Consider the following 19,033-nt stretch of genomic DNA (forward strand, 5'->3'; position numbering starts at 1 on the left):
GCGCAGCGCCAAGGTTGCATAGGCAACAGGCCACTTTTACTGCCCAGGCGTGGCCCGCACCTACTCACTGCCTCACCGTTAACAGGGCAACTCGTCAGCCGCCCTGTCGCGGTCAGTTGACGCTGTTAAGTCTGCGAATGATGACATCCAGCAAATCACACCCATCGCGCAACGGAATGGCCAACAATTGCGCGAAGTCTTGAAGCACCACGGCATCGCTGCTGAGCTGTTCGCGGAAGGCCAGGTTTTCCAACAGTTGCGTGACGGCTCGAATCCGGTACACGGCGGCGTCGTGGAGCACGTCGAGGGGCGCGCTGGTGTCGATAAGCAGAGCGGGGACGGTGCAGTCGTGGCCCGTTAGGGGCATGTATTGGTTCATTTTCAGTACTCTGTTGGTGGATTAAGCCACCACGCATTCGTCGCCAAACGAATGGGTGGCAGCTGTACGCAGGTTGGCGAACCGGAACAGAGTAACCGGCAGACCCGAAGGTCTCCCGCGCACAGCCGCCATAACATGCACAGCTTTGCGGGTGCAAAAACACCTGCATGGAAGCGGGTTGCTTTTGCACTCTGTTGTCAGGTCGCCAAACCTGATCGCCATATGGGCGACGGGCCGGACTATAAGCCCCGCACCCAAACCCACGCAAGGCATCAACGCCCTGACTCAAACCCCTGCGTCCTATCCCCAACCCCCACCGACGCCAACGCTTCCCGCCGTCTGCTCACGGGTATTACGCAAATCCCCAGTCGTTTCGGGAAGCGTCCTACCGCAAAAGGAACCATTTCCCTCAAGCCCGGGTCTTTACCCCGCCCACCCGCAACCGGTAGGGCTGCATGGACTGCAGCGTTTTCAAAATACATTAAGGATTAATGTGAACCTCACCTCCCCAACCCCTTTTCTGCCACCACCGGCTGCGGTGCGTTTGCTCGCGCCTGCGTTTCAGAAAGGCGCCATGGGGGCATGCACTCGGATCAAGTGATCCTTCGCTCAGCACACCTACAGCCGCCGGGCTTATTGGCGGCTTTGACTGTAGTTCATGGAGTTTGAAATGAAGCGTAAGCCGTTCCAGAAAACCCTGTTGGCCTTGATGGTCAGCGCAGGCGCCGCGCACGTTGCTGCGGTGGAATTTGACGTCAGCAGCGGCCAGAACACGTGGAAAGGCCAGGTGTTCAACGAGCCTGTGACCTTGGTCGGTTCACGCAATGTGGTGGCCACCCAGCGTTATGTCGATGGGGCGAGTGTTGCCGAGACCGATATTCAGGGCTCGCTGATCAACCGCGCCGACTACACCATCGATGGCAGTGGCCTCAACATTCGCGGGTTCGTGGTGGATGGTGCGATTGACTCAGATCTCAGAGCCCGTGGCGGCATTATCACCGGCGATGTGGTTCAGTCCGGTGTGATCAGGCTGACCAACCAGACCTGGGCCGAAGGGTTTGAGGTAGGCGCCGCCACCGTCGGCGGCAACGTGATCAACACTGGCACCATCATCACCGTCGACGTTCCGGGTTCCGGTCCCGAGAGCGACGGTGAGGGGATCTACCTCAACGGCACCACCGTAGGCGGCGATGTCGTCAACTCCGGCCTGGTGGACGTGACGTCCTACTATGGCTTCGGCCTGATCCTGGACACCCACAACAATTTGCCGGTGACCGTCGGTGGCAAGATTCTCAACTCCGGCACCATTCGCGTCACCGGTGAAGAGGCGCTGGGCATTGAGGTTGAAACCGACACCAGTGACCTGCGCATTGAAAACAGCGGGTTGGTGACGGTCAATGGCGGCCTTGCCAGAGCGGTTCGGTTCGACTCCGGTACTTACGACTATCTGCTCAACACTGGCACTATCGAAGCCAATGGCGCCAACGCGGTCGCTGTCAGCCTGCGGGGCGCGACCTTTACCTTGAACCCACAGACGGGCGCGCGCGGCATCGTCAACCGTGGCCTGATCAAGGCCGACAGCACGGCGATCCTGGTGGATGCGCGGTACCAAACCTCGCCTTTCGAAATCAACCAGCAAGCCGGCGAGATCCGCAGTAACGCCGGCACCGCCATCGACGCCGCCAACCTCGCCACGCTGAACTGGACGGGCGGCAAAATCACCGGCGACCTGCTCAACTTGAACGCGGTGAATGTCGCAGGCCAGGCTGATTTCGTCGGCCAGCGCATCATTGCGCCGGTCTCGGTCAACGCCGGTTCGTTGAACCTCTCTGCGCCGGGCACCACGATCACCGGCGACCTCAACGTCGCCAGCGGCGCGGGCATTGATATGCACTTGGCCGACAGCGTGGTGCCGACCACGCCGTACCTGACGGTCAACGGCACGGCCAATTTTGCCCAGGCCTCAAAGCTGACCGTGAGCGCCAACCCTGGCGATTTCACCCGCACCAACAACGGCACCCAGTACACACTGCTGCAAGCCAGCAGCGTGCAAAACAACGGGCTGTCTGTTGCCAGTTCTTCATCGCTGCTCAACGTGCTCAGCTACTCGGCGGATGCCCAAACGGTCAAGGCTGTCGTCGCGGTTAAAGACAACCAGCAAGTGCAGCAGGAACTTACCGGTGCAGGTGCCACCGCCGCAGCGGCGACGGCGGTCAATACCTTCAAGAACGAGGTGCTCGGCGGGCTGAACCAGAACGACCCCGTGTTCCAGTCCCTCGCCAACGCCGGTACTGCGCAACAGCTTGCTCAGGTGAGCGAGCAGCTCAAGCCAGACGTCAACCGTGGCGCGCTGGATGTGGCCTTGTCGGGTCAAACCGTGATCAACGGCGCGATCTTCAACCGCCTCACTGATCAGCGCGAAGGCCATCAAACCGGCGGCGTGTGGGTGCAGGGCCTGAGCAGCAACATGGACCAGGACGGCCGTGGCGGCAACAACGGCTACTCGGCCAACAGCAGCGGCATGGCGGTGGGTGTGGACGGTCGCTTGAACGACACCACCCGCTTGGGCGTGGCCTACAGCTACCTCAACTCCAACATCCATTCCGACCTGGGCAACAAGACTGACGTCGAGGGCCACGCGCTGTCGCTGTATGGCAACTGGGCGCTGCAGAACTGGTTTGTCGACGGCAGCCTCAGCTACGGCCACAACGACAACGACAGCAAACGCCATGTGGCGGGCACCACGGCCAAGGGCAGCTACGACAGTAATGTGTTGGCCGCCAGCGTGATCGGCGGCTACAGCTTCAAGCCGTCGCAGGCGGTGGTGATCGAGCCGCGCGTGGCGGCGCGTTATGCCAACGTGCGCATGGATGGCTACGACGAGAAGGGCTCTTCGGCAGCGCTGAGCACCCGCTCGCAACGCTATGAAGTGGGTGAGCTGGGCGCCGGCCTGCGGTTGGCAGGCAACCTGCCGATGGGTGCTGGCAAGCTGCAACCGGAAGCAACCCTGATGGCCTATCACGACCTGATGGGCGATCGCGTCGCGCAAACTTCCAGCTTCGTGGCAGGTGGCTCGCCATTCACCGTCACCGGCGCTTCGGTGGCGCGTGACAGTTATGAAGCCAGCGTGGGTGTGAACTACCAGGTGTCGGACTTTACCGTGGGCGCCAGCTACACCCGCCAGGCGCGCAGCGGGTTTGACGCCGATGGCGTAATGCTCAAGGCACGGTATGCCTTTTAAGCGCTGACGGCGTTGCTCGGTCCGGGGCCTGCTGGCCCCGGACCACGATTATTCAACCTCGAGGTTCTTATGAAAGCATCCATCGCAATCCCCGTCGCACTGGCCTTTGCCGTGCTGATGGCGGGGTGCAGCAGCCATCGGCTTGCCGAGCAAAACTTCTCGAAGCCGGTGGTTCCGTTGGCCACCAATGACCATCAGGCCAGCCTGACATTTCGCACCAAGGGCGGCGCAGGCGACAACCCCGTGACCTATTCCCTGGCGTACGCGGAGTCGAGTTATGGCTTGGCCGAGGCTGGCGAGCGGGTCTACGACGGGTATTACTTCAGCCGCGTGCCGGGCTACCTGAAAAAAATCGGCGGTGGCACTGACTCTATCGACAAAGTGATCGAGGCCAACAAACCGCTGCGCATACACGCGAACGTCAAGCAGCAGATCGCGACGCTCAACGGCATTCCGATGCATTCCATGTTTGGCTATGCCATTACGGCGCAACCGGCGACTCAAGTGTTTACGCCGCAGCCGAAGAAGCATTACCTGATTGAGACGGTCATCAGTGATGCGTTTGTGATGAACATTTATGAAGTGACGGCGACGGGTGAGCGCAAACCGGTGGAGGTGACAGTGGCCGCGGACTGAGCCGGCGACGCACTTGCCAAGGCGAGCACTGCGACCGTGGCGAGCGGGCTTGCCCCGCGTTGGGTTGCGAAGCAACCCCCAAAAATGGGCCTGCTACGCAGTCCAACGCGGGGCAAGTCCGCTCGCCACAGGGTGCGATCGCTGCCGTGCAGCCGAAGAAGCATTACCTGATTGAGGCGGTCATCAGTGATGCGTTTGTGATGAGCATTTATGAAGTGACGGCAACGGGTGAGCGCAAACCGGTGGAGGTGACAGTCGCCGCGGACTGAGCCGGCGACGCACTTGCCAAGGCGAGCACTGCGACCGTGGCGAGCGGGCTTGCCCCGCGTTGGGTTGCGAAGCGACCCCAAAAAATGGGCCTGCTACGCAGTCCAACGCGGGGCAAGCCCGCTCGCCACAGGGTGCGATCGTCACCGTGCAGCCGAAGAAGCATTACCTGATTGAGACGGTCATCAGTGATGCGTTTGTGATGAGCATTTATGAAGTGACGGCGACGGGTGAGCGCAAACCGGTGGAGGTGACAGTGGCCGCGGACTGAGCCGGCGACGCAATTGCCAAGGCGAGCACGGTGACCGTGGCGAGCGGGCTTGCCCCGCGTTGGGTTGCGAAGCGACCCCCAAAAATGGGCCTGCTACGCAGTCCAACGCGGGGCAAGCCCGCTTGCCACAGGGTGCGATCGCTGCCGAATCAGAACAACTTGCGCTGCACCGCTTCGTCCAGCGTGCTGCGCGTCAACGCTTCAACCACTTCACCCGTGTTCGCCTGGAACGGGATGCCCAGGATCAGCACCAGGTGCATCCAGGTGCGCACGGATTCGCTTTTGCTCACCCGGCCCAATTCTTTGCCGTCCTTGTCCTTGAACACCGTTTCCATCGTGAAGGTGTTTTTCGCCGTGGACGGAATAATGAAGAAGGTGGCACCGGTAATGATCGCCGAGGCCATGCTGAACTGTTCGTTGTTATACAGCTTGGCGTCGGCGTAAATGTCCGAGTCCACTTTGTCAGTGCTTACCCGCGCAAAGCGGTTGGACTGGCGGAAGGCATCCGCCACAGCTTTTTCCCATAGCGCTGCCGGGGCGCCGGCGGCGGCGTTGGCGGGGCCACCGTTGACCTGGTTCAGCGCTGTGGTGCGCACGAATGCGCTGGGTTTCTGCGCTGGCGCGTTGGCGGTCGGCGGCCAGGTCTGCACCGGTGGCAGTTCGTGTTGCGAGTAGGACACGCAACCGCTCAGCAAGATCGCGGCGAGGACCAGGCTGTGCTTGATCAATCCTTTCATGTGTTGCTCCTTGAATTCAGGGTTTGGCCAGTTTGGCGGTAGCGGTATCGAGCAGTTGCGCGACCAGTTTGTTCAGCTGCTGGGCGCCCATCGACGGTGCCCAGTATTCGCCGCCATACAGACCGACGTTGTGTTCGAACTTGAGCGCTTGCTCGGCCGTGGCCAGTTCTTTGCCGTTGCGGTCGACGATCACCAGGTTGCCGGCCACGTCGAAGCTGTCGACGTAGATCGGCCCGTTGACCCAGATCCAGATCGTCAGCGTCAGCAGTGCGCCGGGTATGTAGGCCGGGTGCGGTGCGCGATGGCCTTTGAGTGAGGTCATGTTGAATTTGAGCACCACGTCGTTTTCTTCCAGGCGCGTGGGGTACTCGGTGACCTGCTTGAAGTAACCCGCCGCGCGCACGTACTGGTTGAGCTGGGCCGTGAGCGAGCGGCTGATCGCAGTTTTGTTGGCCTCGTTGACGTCGGCGGCGTTCACCGTCACGTCAGCGATTTGTGCACTGCGCGGGCTGCTGGCAGCAGCCGGGTGGAGCGGGGCACCGATGGGGCCGGTGACGGTGTAGGAGACGCAGCCGGTCATCGACAGCGTCGCGATCAGGGCCGCAGCCCTCAGGAGGGTGTTCAACACGCAATATCCCTATTTAATGAGCAAGCCAAGCCAGTGTCTCGACCGGTGGCTGTGAAACTTGAGGTGGGCGCGCAGCTTAGCAGGCCGCCGTTGGGCGGCGAACTTCACGGTGGCGGCAAAACCGCTTGAGTACATCGGGCAACCCCGTAAAATGCCGCGGCATTGGCTACATCGCATTTTTCAAGGACGAATCAAGCAATGCGCACTTCTGCTTTTCTCCCCGTCACCTGCCTGATGGCGGGCTGCACTTTCCAGCCGGGCCGCTGCGCGCCGGTCATCCTTGCCAAAACACCTGCCTGCTGGCCCGACACCTTTGATGTTGAGGTGCTGGGCAAGATCGCGCGTTTTTTTCAGCAAGGTCTGATCGCCGCGACAGCGTAGTTGACGTACACAACAGTCCCTCCCGCGGGTTCACCCGCTGCAACCGCGGACCTCTCACCCTAGGAGCACCCTGTGAAAACACTGTCCAAAATCCTGCTGTCTGGCCTCACCGCCGCAGCGCTGCTGACCGTGGCCGGTTGCGCCACGGAGAGCAACCGCGCGATGCCGGTGGAACAAGTCGCCAGCGCCAACGTCGCCTATTCCGGCGTGCGCGTGCCGATTGCCGTGGGCAAATTCGATAACCGCTCCAGCTACATGCGCGGCATCTTCTCCGACGGCGTCGACCGCCTCGGTGGCCAGGCCAAGACCATCCTGATCACCCACCTGCAGCAGACCAACCGCTTCAGCGTGCTGGACCGCGACAACATGGGCGAAATTTCCCAGGAAGCCGCGATCAAAGGCACCGTACAGAAGCTTAAAGGCGCGGACTACGTAGTGACCGGTGACGTCACCGAGTTCGGCCGCAAAGAGACCGGCGACCGCCAGCTGTTCGGCATTCTTGGCCGCGGTAAAACCCAAGTGGCTTACGCTAAAGTCGCGCTGAACATCGTCAACATCAGCACCTCCGAAGTGGTGTATTCCACCCAGGGCGCCGGTGAATACGCGCTGTCCAATCGTGAAGTCATCGGCTTTGGCGGCACCGCCAGCTACGACTCCACCCTCAATGGCAAGGTCCTGGACCTGGCCATGCGCGAAGCCATCAACCGCCTCGTCGACGGCATCAACGCCGGCGCCTGGAACCCGCGCAACTGATCAGCAGCACCTCAAGGAGCAGTACACGGATGAGCAAGGCAGTGAAGTTGGCGCTGATGCTGACAACAATCGCGACGGTCGCCGGGTGCCAAACGGCGCCCCAACCCCTGTATCAGTGGGAAAGCTACCAGCCGCAGGTTTACGAGTACTTCAAGGGCGAGCCCAAGGAAGCGCAGGTTGAGGCGCTGGAGCGCGATCTGCAAAAGATCAACGCCAGTGGCCGCAAGGCGCCGCCGGGTTACCACGCCCACCTGGGCATGCTGTACATGACCATGGGCAAGGATGACCAGATGGTGCAGGAGTTTCGCACCGAGAAGGCCCTGTTCCCCGAGTCTGCTTCCTACATGGACTTTCTGCTGAAAAACGCCAAGACCGGAGTCGCCACCAAATGAGCCTGTTAAAACTCACGGGCGCCTTGCTGGCCCTGGCCTTGCTCGGTGGTTGCGCAGCGCCCAAGACCATCGATTACACGGCGTACAAACAGGCGCGGCCGAAGTCGATCCTGGTACTGCCGCCGATCAATGAGTCGCCGGAAGTGCAAGCGTCCTACAGCCTGGTGTCGCAGGTGACGTACCCGCTGGCCGAAGCGGGCTACTACGTGTTGCCGATTGCCCTGGTGGACGAAACCTTCCGCCAGAACGGCCTGACCACCGCCAACGACATCCAGGGTGTGGCACCGGCCAAGCTGCATGACATCTTTGGTGCGGACGCGGCGCTGTACATCACTGTCAGCGAGTACGGCACCAAGTACATGCTGATCTCCAGCGACACCTCGGTGACGGCGTCGGCCAAGCTTGTCGACCTGCGCACCGGCACCACGCTGTGGACCGGTTCGGCGCGGGCGTCGAGCGAGGAAGGCAACAACAATGGCGGCGGCCTGGTGGGCATGCTGATCACGGCGGCGGTCAAGCAGGTGATCAACAGCTCCACCGATGCCGCGCACCCGATTGCCGGCATCACCAGTGCGCGCCTGCTGTCGGCGGGGCAACGCACCGGGATTCTGTACGGTCCGCGTAATCCGAAGTACGGCACCGACTGATCCGGGTAGGGAAAACACTGCAGATCTTATGTGGGAGCTGGCTTGCCTGCGATAGCATCACCTCGGTTTAACTGAAAAACCGAGGCGTTTGCTTCGCAGGCAAGCCAGCGTCTACACACTTGCACAGTGATCGAGGTGTTATCCGACTCCGGTTTAACCCGAACCCTCCACACCTTGCGTCTGACCTTGTGAACGGATCATTCATTCACGAGGTTCAGCCCATGTCCCGTCCGCTGCTTTTCCTGCGCCCTGCTGCCCACGGCTTTATCGTTACGTTGCTGGTCGCGTTGGCCGGTTGTGGGTTGTCTTCTTCCCGTGATGCCGCCAAGCCTGAGCAGGCTGCACCTGTCGCCGAACTGCAAAGCGCGCCGGTACAGGGTGCGGTGAGCAAACGCATGCCGATGCCGGCGCCAATGGCCATGCGCATGGTCAGTCAGGATTCAGCGGCGATGGCCTACCGCAGCGAACCCCGCGAGCACTACGCAAACCTGCCGGACAACCCGGTGCACCGCGTGGCCGAAACGCCCGTCTCGACCTTCAGTGTCGATGTCGACACCGGCAGCTATGCCAACGTAAGACGCTTCCTCAACCAAGGCCGTCTACCGCCTGAAGGTGCTGTGCGATTGGAGGAAATGGTCAATTACTTCCCCTACGACTACGCACGCCCCACCGACGGCTCGCCGTTTGGCGTGACCACAGAGATCGCCGCCACACCGTGGAACCCGCACACTCGGCTGCTGCGCATCGGCATCAAGGCGTCCGACCGCACCGTCGCGGAGCTGGCGCCGGCCAACCTGGTTTTTTTGGTGGATGTGTCCGGTTCCATGGACCGCCGCGAAGGCTTGCCGCTGGTGAAAAGCACCTTGAAATTACTGGTGGACCAGCTCCGTGACCAAGACCGCGTGTCGCTGGTGGTGTATGCCGGTGAGTCCCGCGTAGTGCTCGAACCCACCTCCGGCCGCGACAAAACCAATATCCGCAATGCCATCGACCAACTCACGGCGGGCGGCTCCACAGCCGGCGCATCCGGCATCGAGCTGGCTTACCAGATGGCCCGCGCAGGCTTTATCGACAAGGGCATCAACCGCATCCTGCTGGCCACTGACGGTGACTTCAACGTGGGCATCAGCGACTTCGACAGCCTCAAGCAGATGGCGGCCGAGCAGCGTAAAAGCGGCGTGTCGCTGACCACCCTGGGCTTTGGTGTGGATAACTACAACGAACACCTGATGGAGCAATTGGCCGACGCGGGCGATGGTAACTACGCCTACATCGACAACTTGCGCGAAGCGCGAAAAGTACTCGTCGACCAGCTCAGTTCAACCCTGGCGGTTGTAGCGCGGGATGTGAAATTGCAAGTGGAATTCAACCCGGCCCAGGTCAGCGAGTACCGACTGCTGGGCTATGAAAACCGCGCCTTGAAACGTGAGGATTTCAACAACGACAAGGTGGATGCCGGCGAGATCGGCGCAGGGCATACCGTGACGGCGTTGTACGAAATTGTCCCGACGGGCCAGAAAGGCTGGCTGGAGCCGTTGCGCTACGCCGCTGCGCCGGCGGCTGAACACACATCCACAGAGTTGGCGATGCTGCGCGTGCGCTATAAACCGGCAGCGGGCGGCGACAGCCAATTGATAGAGCGGCCCATCGGCAACCAAGCGACCGTCGCCAGCGACGACCTGCGCTTCTCGGCAGCCGTGGCAGCCTTCGCCCAACAGCTCAAGGGCGATGGCCGCTACACTGGCAGCATGAGTTTGCAGGACACCGCCGCACTGGCCCGCTCGGCCCGAGGCGATGACCCGTTCGGGCTGCGCAACGAGTTCGTGCAACTGGTGGAGTTGGCGCAGAGTCTTAAGCACTGATTTTGCCTGCAGCGCCGATCCAATGTGGGAGCTGGCTTGCCTGCGATAGCATCACTGCGGTGCGCCTGAAACACCGAAGCGTCTGCATCGCGGGCAAGCCCGGCTCCCACAGGTAATCTGCATTGATCCATCGAAAGGAGTTCGCCACCTACATGGCCGTACCCGATGATTCACCCAGCGACGAAGCGCTGCTGGCCCGCTACCGAGCCGGTGACGGCACTGCGTTCGAGCTTTTGTACGCGCGCCATCGCCAAGGTTTGTACCGGTTCCTGGTGTCCCTGAGCAACAAGGTCGAACTGGCCGAAGAGGTGTACCAGGAAACCTGGCTCAGCCTGATCCGCAGCAGCACCCAGCCACAAGGTCGGGCGAGCTTTCGTACGTGGTTATTCCAGATTGCCCGCAACCGCCTGATCGATCACTGGCGCAAGCACGGTATCCACAACCCGCTGCACGACAGCTACGATGAGCAACTGCACGCCCAGCCCGACGACAGCGCCGGCCCCGAGCAGCAACTGAGCCTGAGCCGCGACCAGGCGCGCCTCGACGCTGCGTTGCAAGACTTGCCCGAAGACCAGCGCGAAGTCTTCCTGCTGCGCCTGCACGGCGACCTCGAAGTGCCGCAAATCGCCGCCCTCACCGGTGCCCCGCTGGAAACCGTCAAAAGCCGCCTGCGCTACGCCCAGCAGAAACTGCGCCGCCTGCTGGCCGAGGAGATACCTGCATGACCGACTCCCGACACACCCAGGACCCCGACGACGTGTTGCTCCAACACTTTCGTCAACACAGCACAGGCGAACCGCCCGCGTCCCTCGACGCCTTCATCCTCAACACCGCCCGCCGCGAAGCTCCAACGCCGCCGCCGAGCCTTTGGCAACGCTGGCTGAACGCCTGCCGCCAGCCGCGCTGGCAGATGGCTTTCGCCACCGTCGCCGGCGTGGCGCTGATGATCGGCGTGGTGATGCGCTCGCCCGTGCCGCAACCGGAGATATCCACCGCGACCTTCTCCGCGCCCCACCCGGAACTCGCTCGCCCAGTGGTCCAAGCGTATTCAGCGCCAGCACCGGCGCCCATGGCCCGCATGGCTGCCGCACCACCGGCTCAGGCTGAGGTGGCCGGCGCAATGGCGGATGAGCCGGCCGCGAAACTCAGCAAGCGTGCGGTGGCGTTGCCATCATTGGAGGAGGGGTTGCAGCAGATCGTGGAGCTGCGCCGGGCTGGAGAAACCAGAGCGGCCGATGAACAGCTGCTGGCGCTGCATAAGCGCTTTCCCAAGGAAGACTTGCCGGCGCGGGTGGAGGCTTTGCAGAAGCGTTAATCGACACCCACAAAAAAGCCCCAGGCCTTTCGACCTGGGGCTGTTTCGTCTGTATCTGGTGCCCGGCGTCGTTTGAACTGGGCGGTAAGATGCCCGTATTTATTGGGTTTCTTTGGTAGTTCGTCGGTTAGGCATACACGTGGGCATACAGGGTGCAGTGTGCTGACGCCGTTAACGCTCTTTGTGAAGGCTCCATCGAAGCTCCTCGTAACCTAGATCCGATGGGTGACTCGCTGTCTTCAATGGCCTCTCCACGTTGAACCTGTGGTCCTTTCGCCACCAGCACAACTACCGTGCTTTCGCTGCCTTCAGTAATTGGGTGAAGCTGTAAATTGCGAGGTGTATGTCATCTTGGGTATCTCCGTCCCACTCCTCAACCGTTTCTAGCTCGGCTCGTAAGCTGACGATACGCTTTTCGATTTCTTCGATCTCAGCGGCACCGCATTGCTTAGCGATTGCCTGCCAACTGCCATCAGAGATTTTTTCGTCGAGAGCTAAGCCGGATCGGGCATTTACGATTAGGTTCTGGAGGTTACTCATCTGATATCTCGGGTGGCTTGCAGAAAAGGTGCTGGGGACCCTGACGATATCCTGAGTACACGGGGCATGAAACCCGCGGGATAGAGTTAGTGGGAGGCGTGGAAAGTTACTGAAATTTCAATCGTTGAAATTGAAAGGATTTTGAAGAAAAGAGGGCATCGTTACCGTACTGGTAACGATGCCAGCAGATCGCCCAAACGGTAGGGCAAATGCACAGGTGAACTGGAGTTCACCAGGTTCACCTGTTCACTAAGCTGTGAGGCTTCCCGCTAACACGATTCCGCGGGTTTTATGCCCCGTGTTGCAGCAATATCGTCAGGGTCCCCACTATCTATCCAAAGCCAAGAGCATGATCGATCTCGTCTCGCTGGAGGAGCAATATTGATGGGGCTTGGGGGATACCCTAATAAAACCGTGTTACGCGTGTTATACGCGTTACAATTATGTATAAGCTTATGATTTTAAATGATTTATATGGCGTTACACAGCTGCTATTGGTTTGCCGATTTGCGTGTTACATGGCAAATATGTGTTACATCAATGAACGCTCTGGAAGGAGCGGTTTGTGATGATTAAGGCGGGTGTCAGCGAGCTAGAGCCTTTCACTAAGAAGGACTGCTACCCGGCAATCTGCAGGCATTTAAGAAAGTCATGAAACGACGCAAATGGGTCAACGAATCTGGCCACAATCGCCTAGAGCCATTTCTTCAGATACCAGTACAATATTTTTAGGATCCGAAATTACCGAATGGAGTAGCACGTATGCCAACGATCGACTTCACCAATATTCGCAGCGCTCCAAAAAGCAAAAATGACAGTTTTGAAGCCTTATCTGTACAGCTATTCCGCTTCAGCTGCGATGCTCCCGAGGACTCAAGTTTCTTCAGTCTGCGGGGTGATGGTGGAGATGGTGGTGTTGAGGCGTATTTCCGCTCACCGCATGGGGAGGTGTTGGGAGCACAGGCAAAGTATTTTTTCCAGCTTGGCGCCAAAGAGCTAGGGCAAATAACAAAATCGGTCACAGCGGCCCGCCTGAACCATCCAGCCCTTTCAGAATACTGGATCTACATCCCATTCGATCTAACCGGGCGAGTCGCTGGAGGTGCACGTGGGCAGGGTGAGGTCGAACGATTTGAGAGATGGAAAGAGGAGCTAGAACAGCGTAGCGAAGCTGAAGGTCAGCGCGTCAAAATCGTTTTGTGTAGCGCTACAGTGATGCGTGAACAGCTCCAGCAATTGGATACGCATGGAGGGATTCGTCGTTACTGGTTTGACGATTCTGTACTTACACCGGTTCAAGTTCAGCAATGCCTTGACCAGGCTCGGGAGTTTGCTGGGCCTCGGTATATGGGCCAATTAGACGTGGTGACCGATGCCCATGACATCCTGGATTTCTTCGGTGGAACAGCTGATTTTTCAAAATGGCGACGTCAAACCTTTTCCCCAATCCGAAGCGAACTGAGATCACTGCGCGGACGTACGAACGACGTTTTCGATCTGTTCAACAAGAACAAAAAAGCAGAAGCAGAAAGCTTGCTTGAACAATTATCGCTGCACTTAGCCGAGGTTCGGGAGAGCGAGAAGCCGGAGCAGTCAGTCACCCAGGCTTTGAAAACGGTCATTCAGCTAAAACCCGTTTTGCTCACAGCAAAGGAGGGTCAAGAGGCAGCGTTTGCTAAACAGCATGGTATGGAAAGTGATACCCCGAGTTTTCGGCAATTCAACGCTGAGTACATGTGCGCTTTTCCCGCCGAGGCTATGGACTCGGCAAGAGAGCTTTTCCAGCTTAATCAATCTGTGGAAAAGATTCTGACCTGTCCCCAAATGAGCGTTTCAGAGGGCAATTCGTTGCTTCTCGTCGGACCGGCGGGTGTCGGAAAAACCCACGCAATAGTCAGCGCGGCCTATCGGCGTTTCGCAGAAGGTGGTCTGTCTCTCGTGGTGTTTGGAGACGATTTTGATGGGGGCGAGCCTTGGGAAACCATTCGAAGCAAGCTTGGCTTTGGTGCTCAAATTGGGCGTGATGACCTGTTCCAGTGTTTGAGCACGTCCGCCGAGCACGCAGGCCTACCGTTCGTAATATTCATTGATGCGCTTAATGAAAGTCGGGCTGCTGCTCGTTGGAAGGCAAAACTTCCCGAACTGATCCAGCAGTGTAAGCCATACCCTGGAGTAAAAATTTGCGTATCTGCACGTGATACTTATAAAGACTTGGTTACTGATTCCAGATTTCCAGGCTATGCATTTGAACACCGAGGATTTAACGGGCATGGAGTCGAAGCACTCCAAGCGTTCGCTGATTTCTATGGGCTTGATTCAGAAATCACTCCTCTTTTTTCGGAGGAGTTGAGCAATCCGTTATTCCTCCATTTGGCATGCAAAACTTTGCAGGAAGAGGGGAGCAAAACCCTGGATGTATCCTTGCCAGGTTTTTCTGCCTTGCTCGAACGGCACCTCAAATATAGCAACGCTGCGGTCAAAGAACGACTGGGCTATTCAAGTCCGAAAAATTTGGTCCGCCAATCGATGCTGAGTCTGGCGCAAAGGCTCACGAGTGCATCAGCAAGTGATCGGCTTTGGGAATCATGCGCTGCCGGCCTTCGTGATGTAGTGGGTCCGGAACTCACGCCTGAGGTATTCATTCGAGAGCTTCAGCGTGAAGGTCTAGTTATACTCACTGAAGGAACCGATGACACTTGGACGGTCAGGCTTGGATACGAGCGATATGGCGACGTCCTTCGAGCCATATCGCTGGTAGATGCTCACACACATGAGTCTGGTGAATTCGATGTGAAAGGATTAGGCGCCAGCTTGGTCTTGCTTCCGCCTGAGGACAGAGGCTTGTTGGAAGTACTCGCGGCGGTACTTCCCGAGAAAACGGGAATTGAAATCGTAAATCCTGATATTGGATTGGAGGCCGAGTTTGCCAACCGACTGTTCGTTCACGGATTAGCATGGCGCTCTAGCAAGAGCTTCGAAAATAACGGGCTGGAAGATGAGATCTTTGCTGCACTGAAGGTTCCGGGACTTTGGGAAGACTTATACGAAGTCTTTGTAAAAGTCAGTTTGGTGCCTCACCACCGTCTTAACGCAGAGCTATGGCTAGACAACTTCTTGACTCGCCAGCCTTTGGTAAACAGGGATGTTTACCTATCGCGTGCCGCGTTCAAGTCATACGACAATAATGGCGCGGTCAAGTCCCTGCTAGATGCCTCTCTGACCGCTGATATTATGCGATGGCCAAGTGAAAGCCGACGATTGGCTGCCATTGTTCTTGGGTGGCTGACGTCTTGCGCGGACCGTCGCGTTCGAGATCAAGCATCTAAAGGCCTGGTGCGTTTGATAGTGGCTGATCCTCCGCTCTCAGGTGGTTTAGCTGGAAATTTTCTGGCATCCGATGATGATTACATTCTTGAGAGTGTGACTGAGGCCATATACAGCGCATGTTTGATCGCACGCGAGCAGCGTCCCTCATTCATTCCGGCCCTCCGGGTCTTGGTCTCTCACGGATACGACCGAGCCAATGTGATCATTCGGGATTCTATTCGGATGCTAGCGGAGTTACTCAAAGATCACGGTATTGATGAGCCGCTAAGAGAGCGGTTGGGGCGTTTTCCGAGTAAAAGTCCAGTCATACAAGCATGGCCGACGCTAGTTGATACAAAGCCACTTCTCGATCTGGAGCATCTTCCCCCAGATATGAAGCTTTGGGGCTCAAATATTGGGCCTGATTTTTGGCGGTATCAGGTGGAGGGAAAGGTCTCTGGGTTTGATCTTAAAGCTGCTTCGGTAACGAAGGAAAACATTGCCTGCTGGATTATGGTCGAGACCTTGAGGCTCGGGTTTCCCGGCTACAAGGAAGGAGCACTAAATTACGATCGGGCTTTGAATAGTGAGTTCGGCTCTGGCCGTGCCCGGGCGGGCTATGCCGAACGGCTGGGTAAAAAATACTATTGGATCTCACTTCATCGACTACTAGGGGTCCTTTCAGATCACATCCCTCCGTGTGCGTCATATCAGGGCACTGTGCCTGGACCAGATCAATACTGGTCAGTAGATGTGCGAAAGCGTGATTTAACCGACATGAGAGATGTGATCTCTGAGGGAATCTATCCCGACAGCATACTGCGTCGGCGTGAGTACGCTTTTCCTTCTCATGAAAGCGATGTCAAAAAATGGGTTAAAACCGATGATTTCGCGGCGCACGAGACCCGCTTATCTTGCGCAGATGCCAGTGGCGTAATGTGGATTGCTCTACAGCGTAGTGAAGCCGCCGACGATTTAGGTGAGGATGATGCGTGGACAACACCGTATCTTTCATTCGATGTTTTCTACACGTCAGTATTAGTTGATGAAGAGATTTTCGGTACGAGATCTTACGATCTCATCGACCGTGCTTTCTCTCATAATGCGAGCTGTTACAGAAGCTTTCTTGGGGAGTACCCGGACGGCGCTGCTTTTAATCAACTTGTAGAGGAAGGTTCGACCAACACACATAGTGACGGGCTTGCACGCACAATGGTGACCTTGAGCAGGGGCGGTGAATGGGAGTATGAATTCACATCTGAGACTGATCGACCCAGCCTAGATGTGCCGTGCCAAGATCTTGTTAGGACACTGGATCTCATTTGGGATCAGCAACGTGGATGGCTGGATGAGTCAGGTTCTCTCATCGCTTTCACCTCTGGTCCCTACCGCAACAATGCGTTGTTTATACGCAAAACGGCACTGGATTTATTCTTGGAAAAAACAGGGAAAAGCCTGCTTTATAGGCGATTCGCGAATCGTGGTTTTATCGACCAGCGAGGGGACGCTGGCTCACAAGTCGACTTTCGAACCTACCTTAAATACATCCCTCAGGATGGCTTCGTGGTTATGCATGAGGAGTCGGAGTTGTTCGAGTGATGGCTCATTTGTTGGCGTTGTCCCTACGGCAAAGGTCAGGCTAAAGGATAATCTGAAAGTACTATGATTTCTTGACGCTTTTGACTGGCTGCATTTGATCGATTACGGCCGTTCCGACGGGTAGCATTCGGCCAAAAAGCAGACGTAAAGCCCTTAGCGGTCAACCTAAGGGCTTGGAGCTTCTAAAAAAGGGCTGAGGCATGAGAATAGGATGGTTTGCGGTTATTCCCTATGGTATACGAGATCAAAATAAGCGAAAGGGATCTCGAAGTGGTCAATATCAGCTCTGTAAGGTTCAAAAACTTCAAGGCGTTAAAGTCATACTCAGTCTCGCTTGATACCTGCAACATATTAGTTGGTCCAAACAACTCAGGAAAGTCGACAATAATAAGCGCCTTCCGCATACTGGACGCCGCTTTTCGGTGTGCAAACAGCCGAAGTCCTGAATATATAAACTTTGAAGAACGTAGAGTTCTTGGTCATAAAGTGCCGGTAAATGGACTTCCCGTTAGTTTGGAGAATGTTCATACGGACTATGAATACGCCGGTACAAAAATAGAATATAGATTTGATAATGGAAACAAGATATATCTTGGCTTTCCTGAGGATGGCGGATGTATTATGACGTGGGAGTGTCCGGGTGCACCTATAAAAAGTGTATCGGGATTCAAAAAAGCATTTCCGTTTTCAATTCAAGTGATTCCTGTACTTGGGCCTCTCGAACATGAGGAAGCTTTAGTAACAGAAGATACGGTACGTAGATCACTTGGTACACCCAAAGCATGTCGGCATTTTAGAAATTTCTGGTACCAGAGACCCGAAGGCTTTGATAGTTTTAAAGAGATGGTGGAGAACTCCTGGCCGGGAATGTCTGTGAAGAAAGTGGAAATTACAGATATACTTGCTCGGAAGCTTTCAATGTTTTGCACTGAAGGTCGAATGGATCGAGAGGTTTTTTGGGCCGGGTTTGGGTTCCAAATATGGTGCCAATTGCTAACCCATCTTTCTAGGTCAAAAGAATTTAGTATGACGGTCGTTGACGAGCCTGAAGTTTATTTGCATCCGGACTTGCAAAGGCAGTTGCTTGGACTTCTTCGCGATCATACAAATGATTTTGTAATTGCAACTCATTCTACGGAGATTATAGGTGATGCGGACCCTGCGGAAATACTAATAGTTGATAAAAGCAAAAATTCTGCTAAAAGAGTGCGGGATGTAGAAGGGGTTCAAGAGGCGCTAGATGCTCTGGGCTCCATCCAAAATATGACATTAACCCAGCTCGCTAGAAACAAGCGAGTCCTTTTCATGGAGGGTAGCCACGACTACAAAGTTATAAGGCGGTTTGCAAGAAAATTAAAATATATTGAGCTGGCTGCGGGCAATGATATTACTCAGCTAGAGTCTGGGGGATATAGCTCGTGGCCTAAGGTCCGTGCTCTTGCTTGGGGTTTGAAAAACACTCTTGGTGCAGACATTCAAATCGCAGCGGTTTATGATCGAGATTATTGGTGTGAGGCAGAGACTGATAAAGTTCTTTCAGAGTTAAAGAGTGACCTTAAGTTCGCTCATATTCACTTAAGAAAAGAGATAGAAAATTATCTATTGGTGCCCTCTGTTTTAGATAGGTGTGTGAAGGCGTCCTTAAGAGAAAAGGCTAAGCGCGGTAGTACAGGCAAGGTGGAGGAGCCAAATGTCGATATTTATAAAATATTAGATAGGCTAAGTGTAAAGTTTCAAACTGAGTTGCAAGGGCAGTATATCAGTAAATTTTCTGAATTTCATAGGTCACAAGGAAAGGATGGTGCAACCTTGGCAAGGGAAGCATTGGATTTTTTCCATAAGAAATGGGATGACATAGATAGGAGAATGGAAATAGTCTGCGGAAAAACCATATTGAAGGAGCTTCGAGGCTATGCCTTAGATACGTGGGGTATCAGCCTGACGGACTTCAAAATAATTGACGAGTTTCGTGCGGATGAGGTTCCAGTTGATTTGCATATGTTTATAAAGGATCTTGAGGCTTATCGTGTAAGTGGTTATTTGTAATTTGTTGTTTTTGCTTTTTGGAAGGGGTTGCTA

At 56.4% G+C, this 19,033-nt stretch carries 17 protein-coding genes; 13 read left to right on the top strand and 4 right to left on the bottom strand.

Annotation, left to right across the window (positions count from 1 at the left end; translation table 11 throughout):
• Nucleotides 1-112: 112 nt before the first annotated feature.
• Nucleotides 113-367, bottom strand: a complete 255-nt coding sequence (locus ABWL43_RS00835; RefSeq protein ID WP_404486246.1) for a hypothetical protein — start codon at nt 365-367, stop codon at nt 113-115.
• A 682-nt stretch (nt 368-1,049) separates the two neighbouring features.
• Here ABWL43_RS00835 and ABWL43_RS00840 point away from each other — a divergent pair.
• The 4 genes from ABWL43_RS00840 (at nt 1,050) to ABWL43_RS00855 (ending at nt 4,794) form a co-directional block, all read left to right on the top strand.
• Nucleotides 1,050-3,620, top strand: coding sequence for an autotransporter domain-containing protein (locus tag ABWL43_RS00840; RefSeq protein ID WP_404486248.1), 2,571 nt, complete (start codon nt 1,050-1,052; stop codon nt 3,618-3,620).
• Nucleotides 3,621-3,689: 69 nt separating this feature from the next.
• A complete protein-coding gene (locus ABWL43_RS00845) occupies nt 3,690-4,256 on the top strand; it encodes a hypothetical protein (protein ID WP_404486250.1) in 567 nt (188 codons plus the stop codon).
• Between the two features lie 146 nt (nt 4,257-4,402).
• Nucleotides 4,403-4,525, top strand: a complete 123-nt coding sequence (locus ABWL43_RS00850; protein WP_404486252.1) for a hypothetical protein — start codon at nt 4,403-4,405, stop codon at nt 4,523-4,525.
• A 146-nt stretch (nt 4,526-4,671) separates the two neighbouring features.
• Nucleotides 4,672-4,794, top strand: a complete 123-nt coding sequence (locus ABWL43_RS00855; protein ID WP_277933770.1) for a hypothetical protein — start codon at nt 4,672-4,674, stop codon at nt 4,792-4,794.
• A 149-nt stretch (nt 4,795-4,943) separates the two neighbouring features.
• On the opposite strand, the gene ABWL43_RS00860 is transcribed toward ABWL43_RS00855, so the two are convergent.
• On the bottom strand, nt 4,944-5,531 hold the full coding sequence (locus ABWL43_RS00860; protein WP_119738306.1) for a hypothetical protein: 588 nt from the start codon (nt 5,529-5,531) through the stop codon (nt 4,944-4,946).
• A 16-nt stretch (nt 5,532-5,547) separates the two neighbouring features.
• Nucleotides 5,548-6,159, bottom strand: coding sequence for a hypothetical protein (locus tag ABWL43_RS00865; protein ID WP_124416142.1), 612 nt, complete (start codon nt 6,157-6,159; stop codon nt 5,548-5,550).
• A 198-nt stretch (nt 6,160-6,357) separates the two neighbouring features.
• On the opposite strand from ABWL43_RS00865, the gene ABWL43_RS00870 reads away from it, so the two are divergent.
• From ABWL43_RS00870 to ABWL43_RS00900, 7 genes are all read left to right on the top strand, one after another.
• Nucleotides 6,358-6,540, top strand: a complete 183-nt coding sequence (locus tag ABWL43_RS00870) for a hypothetical protein (RefSeq protein WP_404486255.1) — start codon at nt 6,358-6,360, stop codon at nt 6,538-6,540.
• A gap of 72 nt (nt 6,541-6,612) precedes the next feature.
• Nucleotides 6,613-7,293, top strand: coding sequence for a CsgG/HfaB family protein (locus tag ABWL43_RS00875; RefSeq protein WP_010214228.1), 681 nt, complete (start codon nt 6,613-6,615; stop codon nt 7,291-7,293).
• A gap of 29 nt (nt 7,294-7,322) precedes the next feature.
• The gene (locus tag ABWL43_RS00880; RefSeq protein ID WP_106577341.1) at nt 7,323-7,685 is read left to right on the top strand and encodes a DUF4810 domain-containing protein; all 363 of its coding nucleotides are present in this window, start codon (nt 7,323-7,325) and stop codon (nt 7,683-7,685) included.
• On the top strand, nt 7,682-8,332 hold the full coding sequence (locus tag ABWL43_RS00885; RefSeq protein ID WP_145159672.1) for a DUF799 domain-containing protein: 651 nt from the start codon (nt 7,682-7,684) through the stop codon (nt 8,330-8,332). Before ABWL43_RS00880 ends, ABWL43_RS00885 begins: the two co-directional genes overlap by 4 nt.
• 221 nt (nt 8,333-8,553) lie before the next feature.
• Nucleotides 8,554-10,194, top strand: a complete 1,641-nt coding sequence (locus ABWL43_RS00890) for a von Willebrand factor type A domain-containing protein (RefSeq protein ID WP_404486257.1) — start codon at nt 8,554-8,556, stop codon at nt 10,192-10,194.
• A gap of 152 nt (nt 10,195-10,346) precedes the next feature.
• Nucleotides 10,347-10,919: an RNA polymerase sigma factor gene (locus ABWL43_RS00895; RefSeq protein ID WP_404486259.1), complete on the top strand. Its 573-nt coding sequence runs from the start codon at nt 10,347-10,349 to the stop codon at nt 10,917-10,919.
• Nucleotides 10,916-11,509 carry a hypothetical protein gene (locus tag ABWL43_RS00900; RefSeq protein WP_404486261.1) on the top strand — a complete coding sequence of 198 codons (594 nt, stop codon included), beginning with the start codon at nt 10,916-10,918 and terminating at the stop codon, nt 11,507-11,509. Before ABWL43_RS00895 ends, ABWL43_RS00900 begins: the two co-directional genes overlap by 4 nt.
• Nucleotides 11,510-11,797: 288 nt before the next feature.
• Here ABWL43_RS00900 and ABWL43_RS00905 read toward each other — a convergent pair whose 3' ends face one another.
• Nucleotides 11,798-12,049 (bottom strand): hypothetical protein, encoded by a 252-nt coding sequence (locus ABWL43_RS00905; protein ID WP_404486263.1) that lies wholly within the window; start codon nt 12,047-12,049, stop codon nt 11,798-11,800.
• A gap of 762 nt (nt 12,050-12,811) precedes the next feature.
• Between ABWL43_RS00905 and ABWL43_RS00910 the strand changes: the two genes are divergently transcribed.
• Together ABWL43_RS00910 and ABWL43_RS00915 are read left to right on the top strand one after the other, a co-directional pair.
• Nucleotides 12,812-16,954: an ATP-binding protein gene (locus ABWL43_RS00910; protein ID WP_404486265.1), complete on the top strand. Its 4,143-nt coding sequence runs from the start codon at nt 12,812-12,814 to the stop codon at nt 16,952-16,954.
• A gap of 231 nt (nt 16,955-17,185) precedes the next feature.
• Complete coding sequence (locus ABWL43_RS00915) at nt 17,186-19,000, top strand: ATP-dependent nuclease (protein ID WP_404486267.1); 1,815 nt, start codon at nt 17,186-17,188, stop codon at nt 18,998-19,000.
• Nucleotides 19,001-19,033 lie beyond the last annotated feature (33 nt).

The sequence above is a fragment of the Pseudomonas sp. HT11 genome (assembly GCF_044875395.1).
GTDB lineage: Bacteria > Pseudomonadota > Gammaproteobacteria > Pseudomonadales > Pseudomonadaceae > Aquipseudomonas.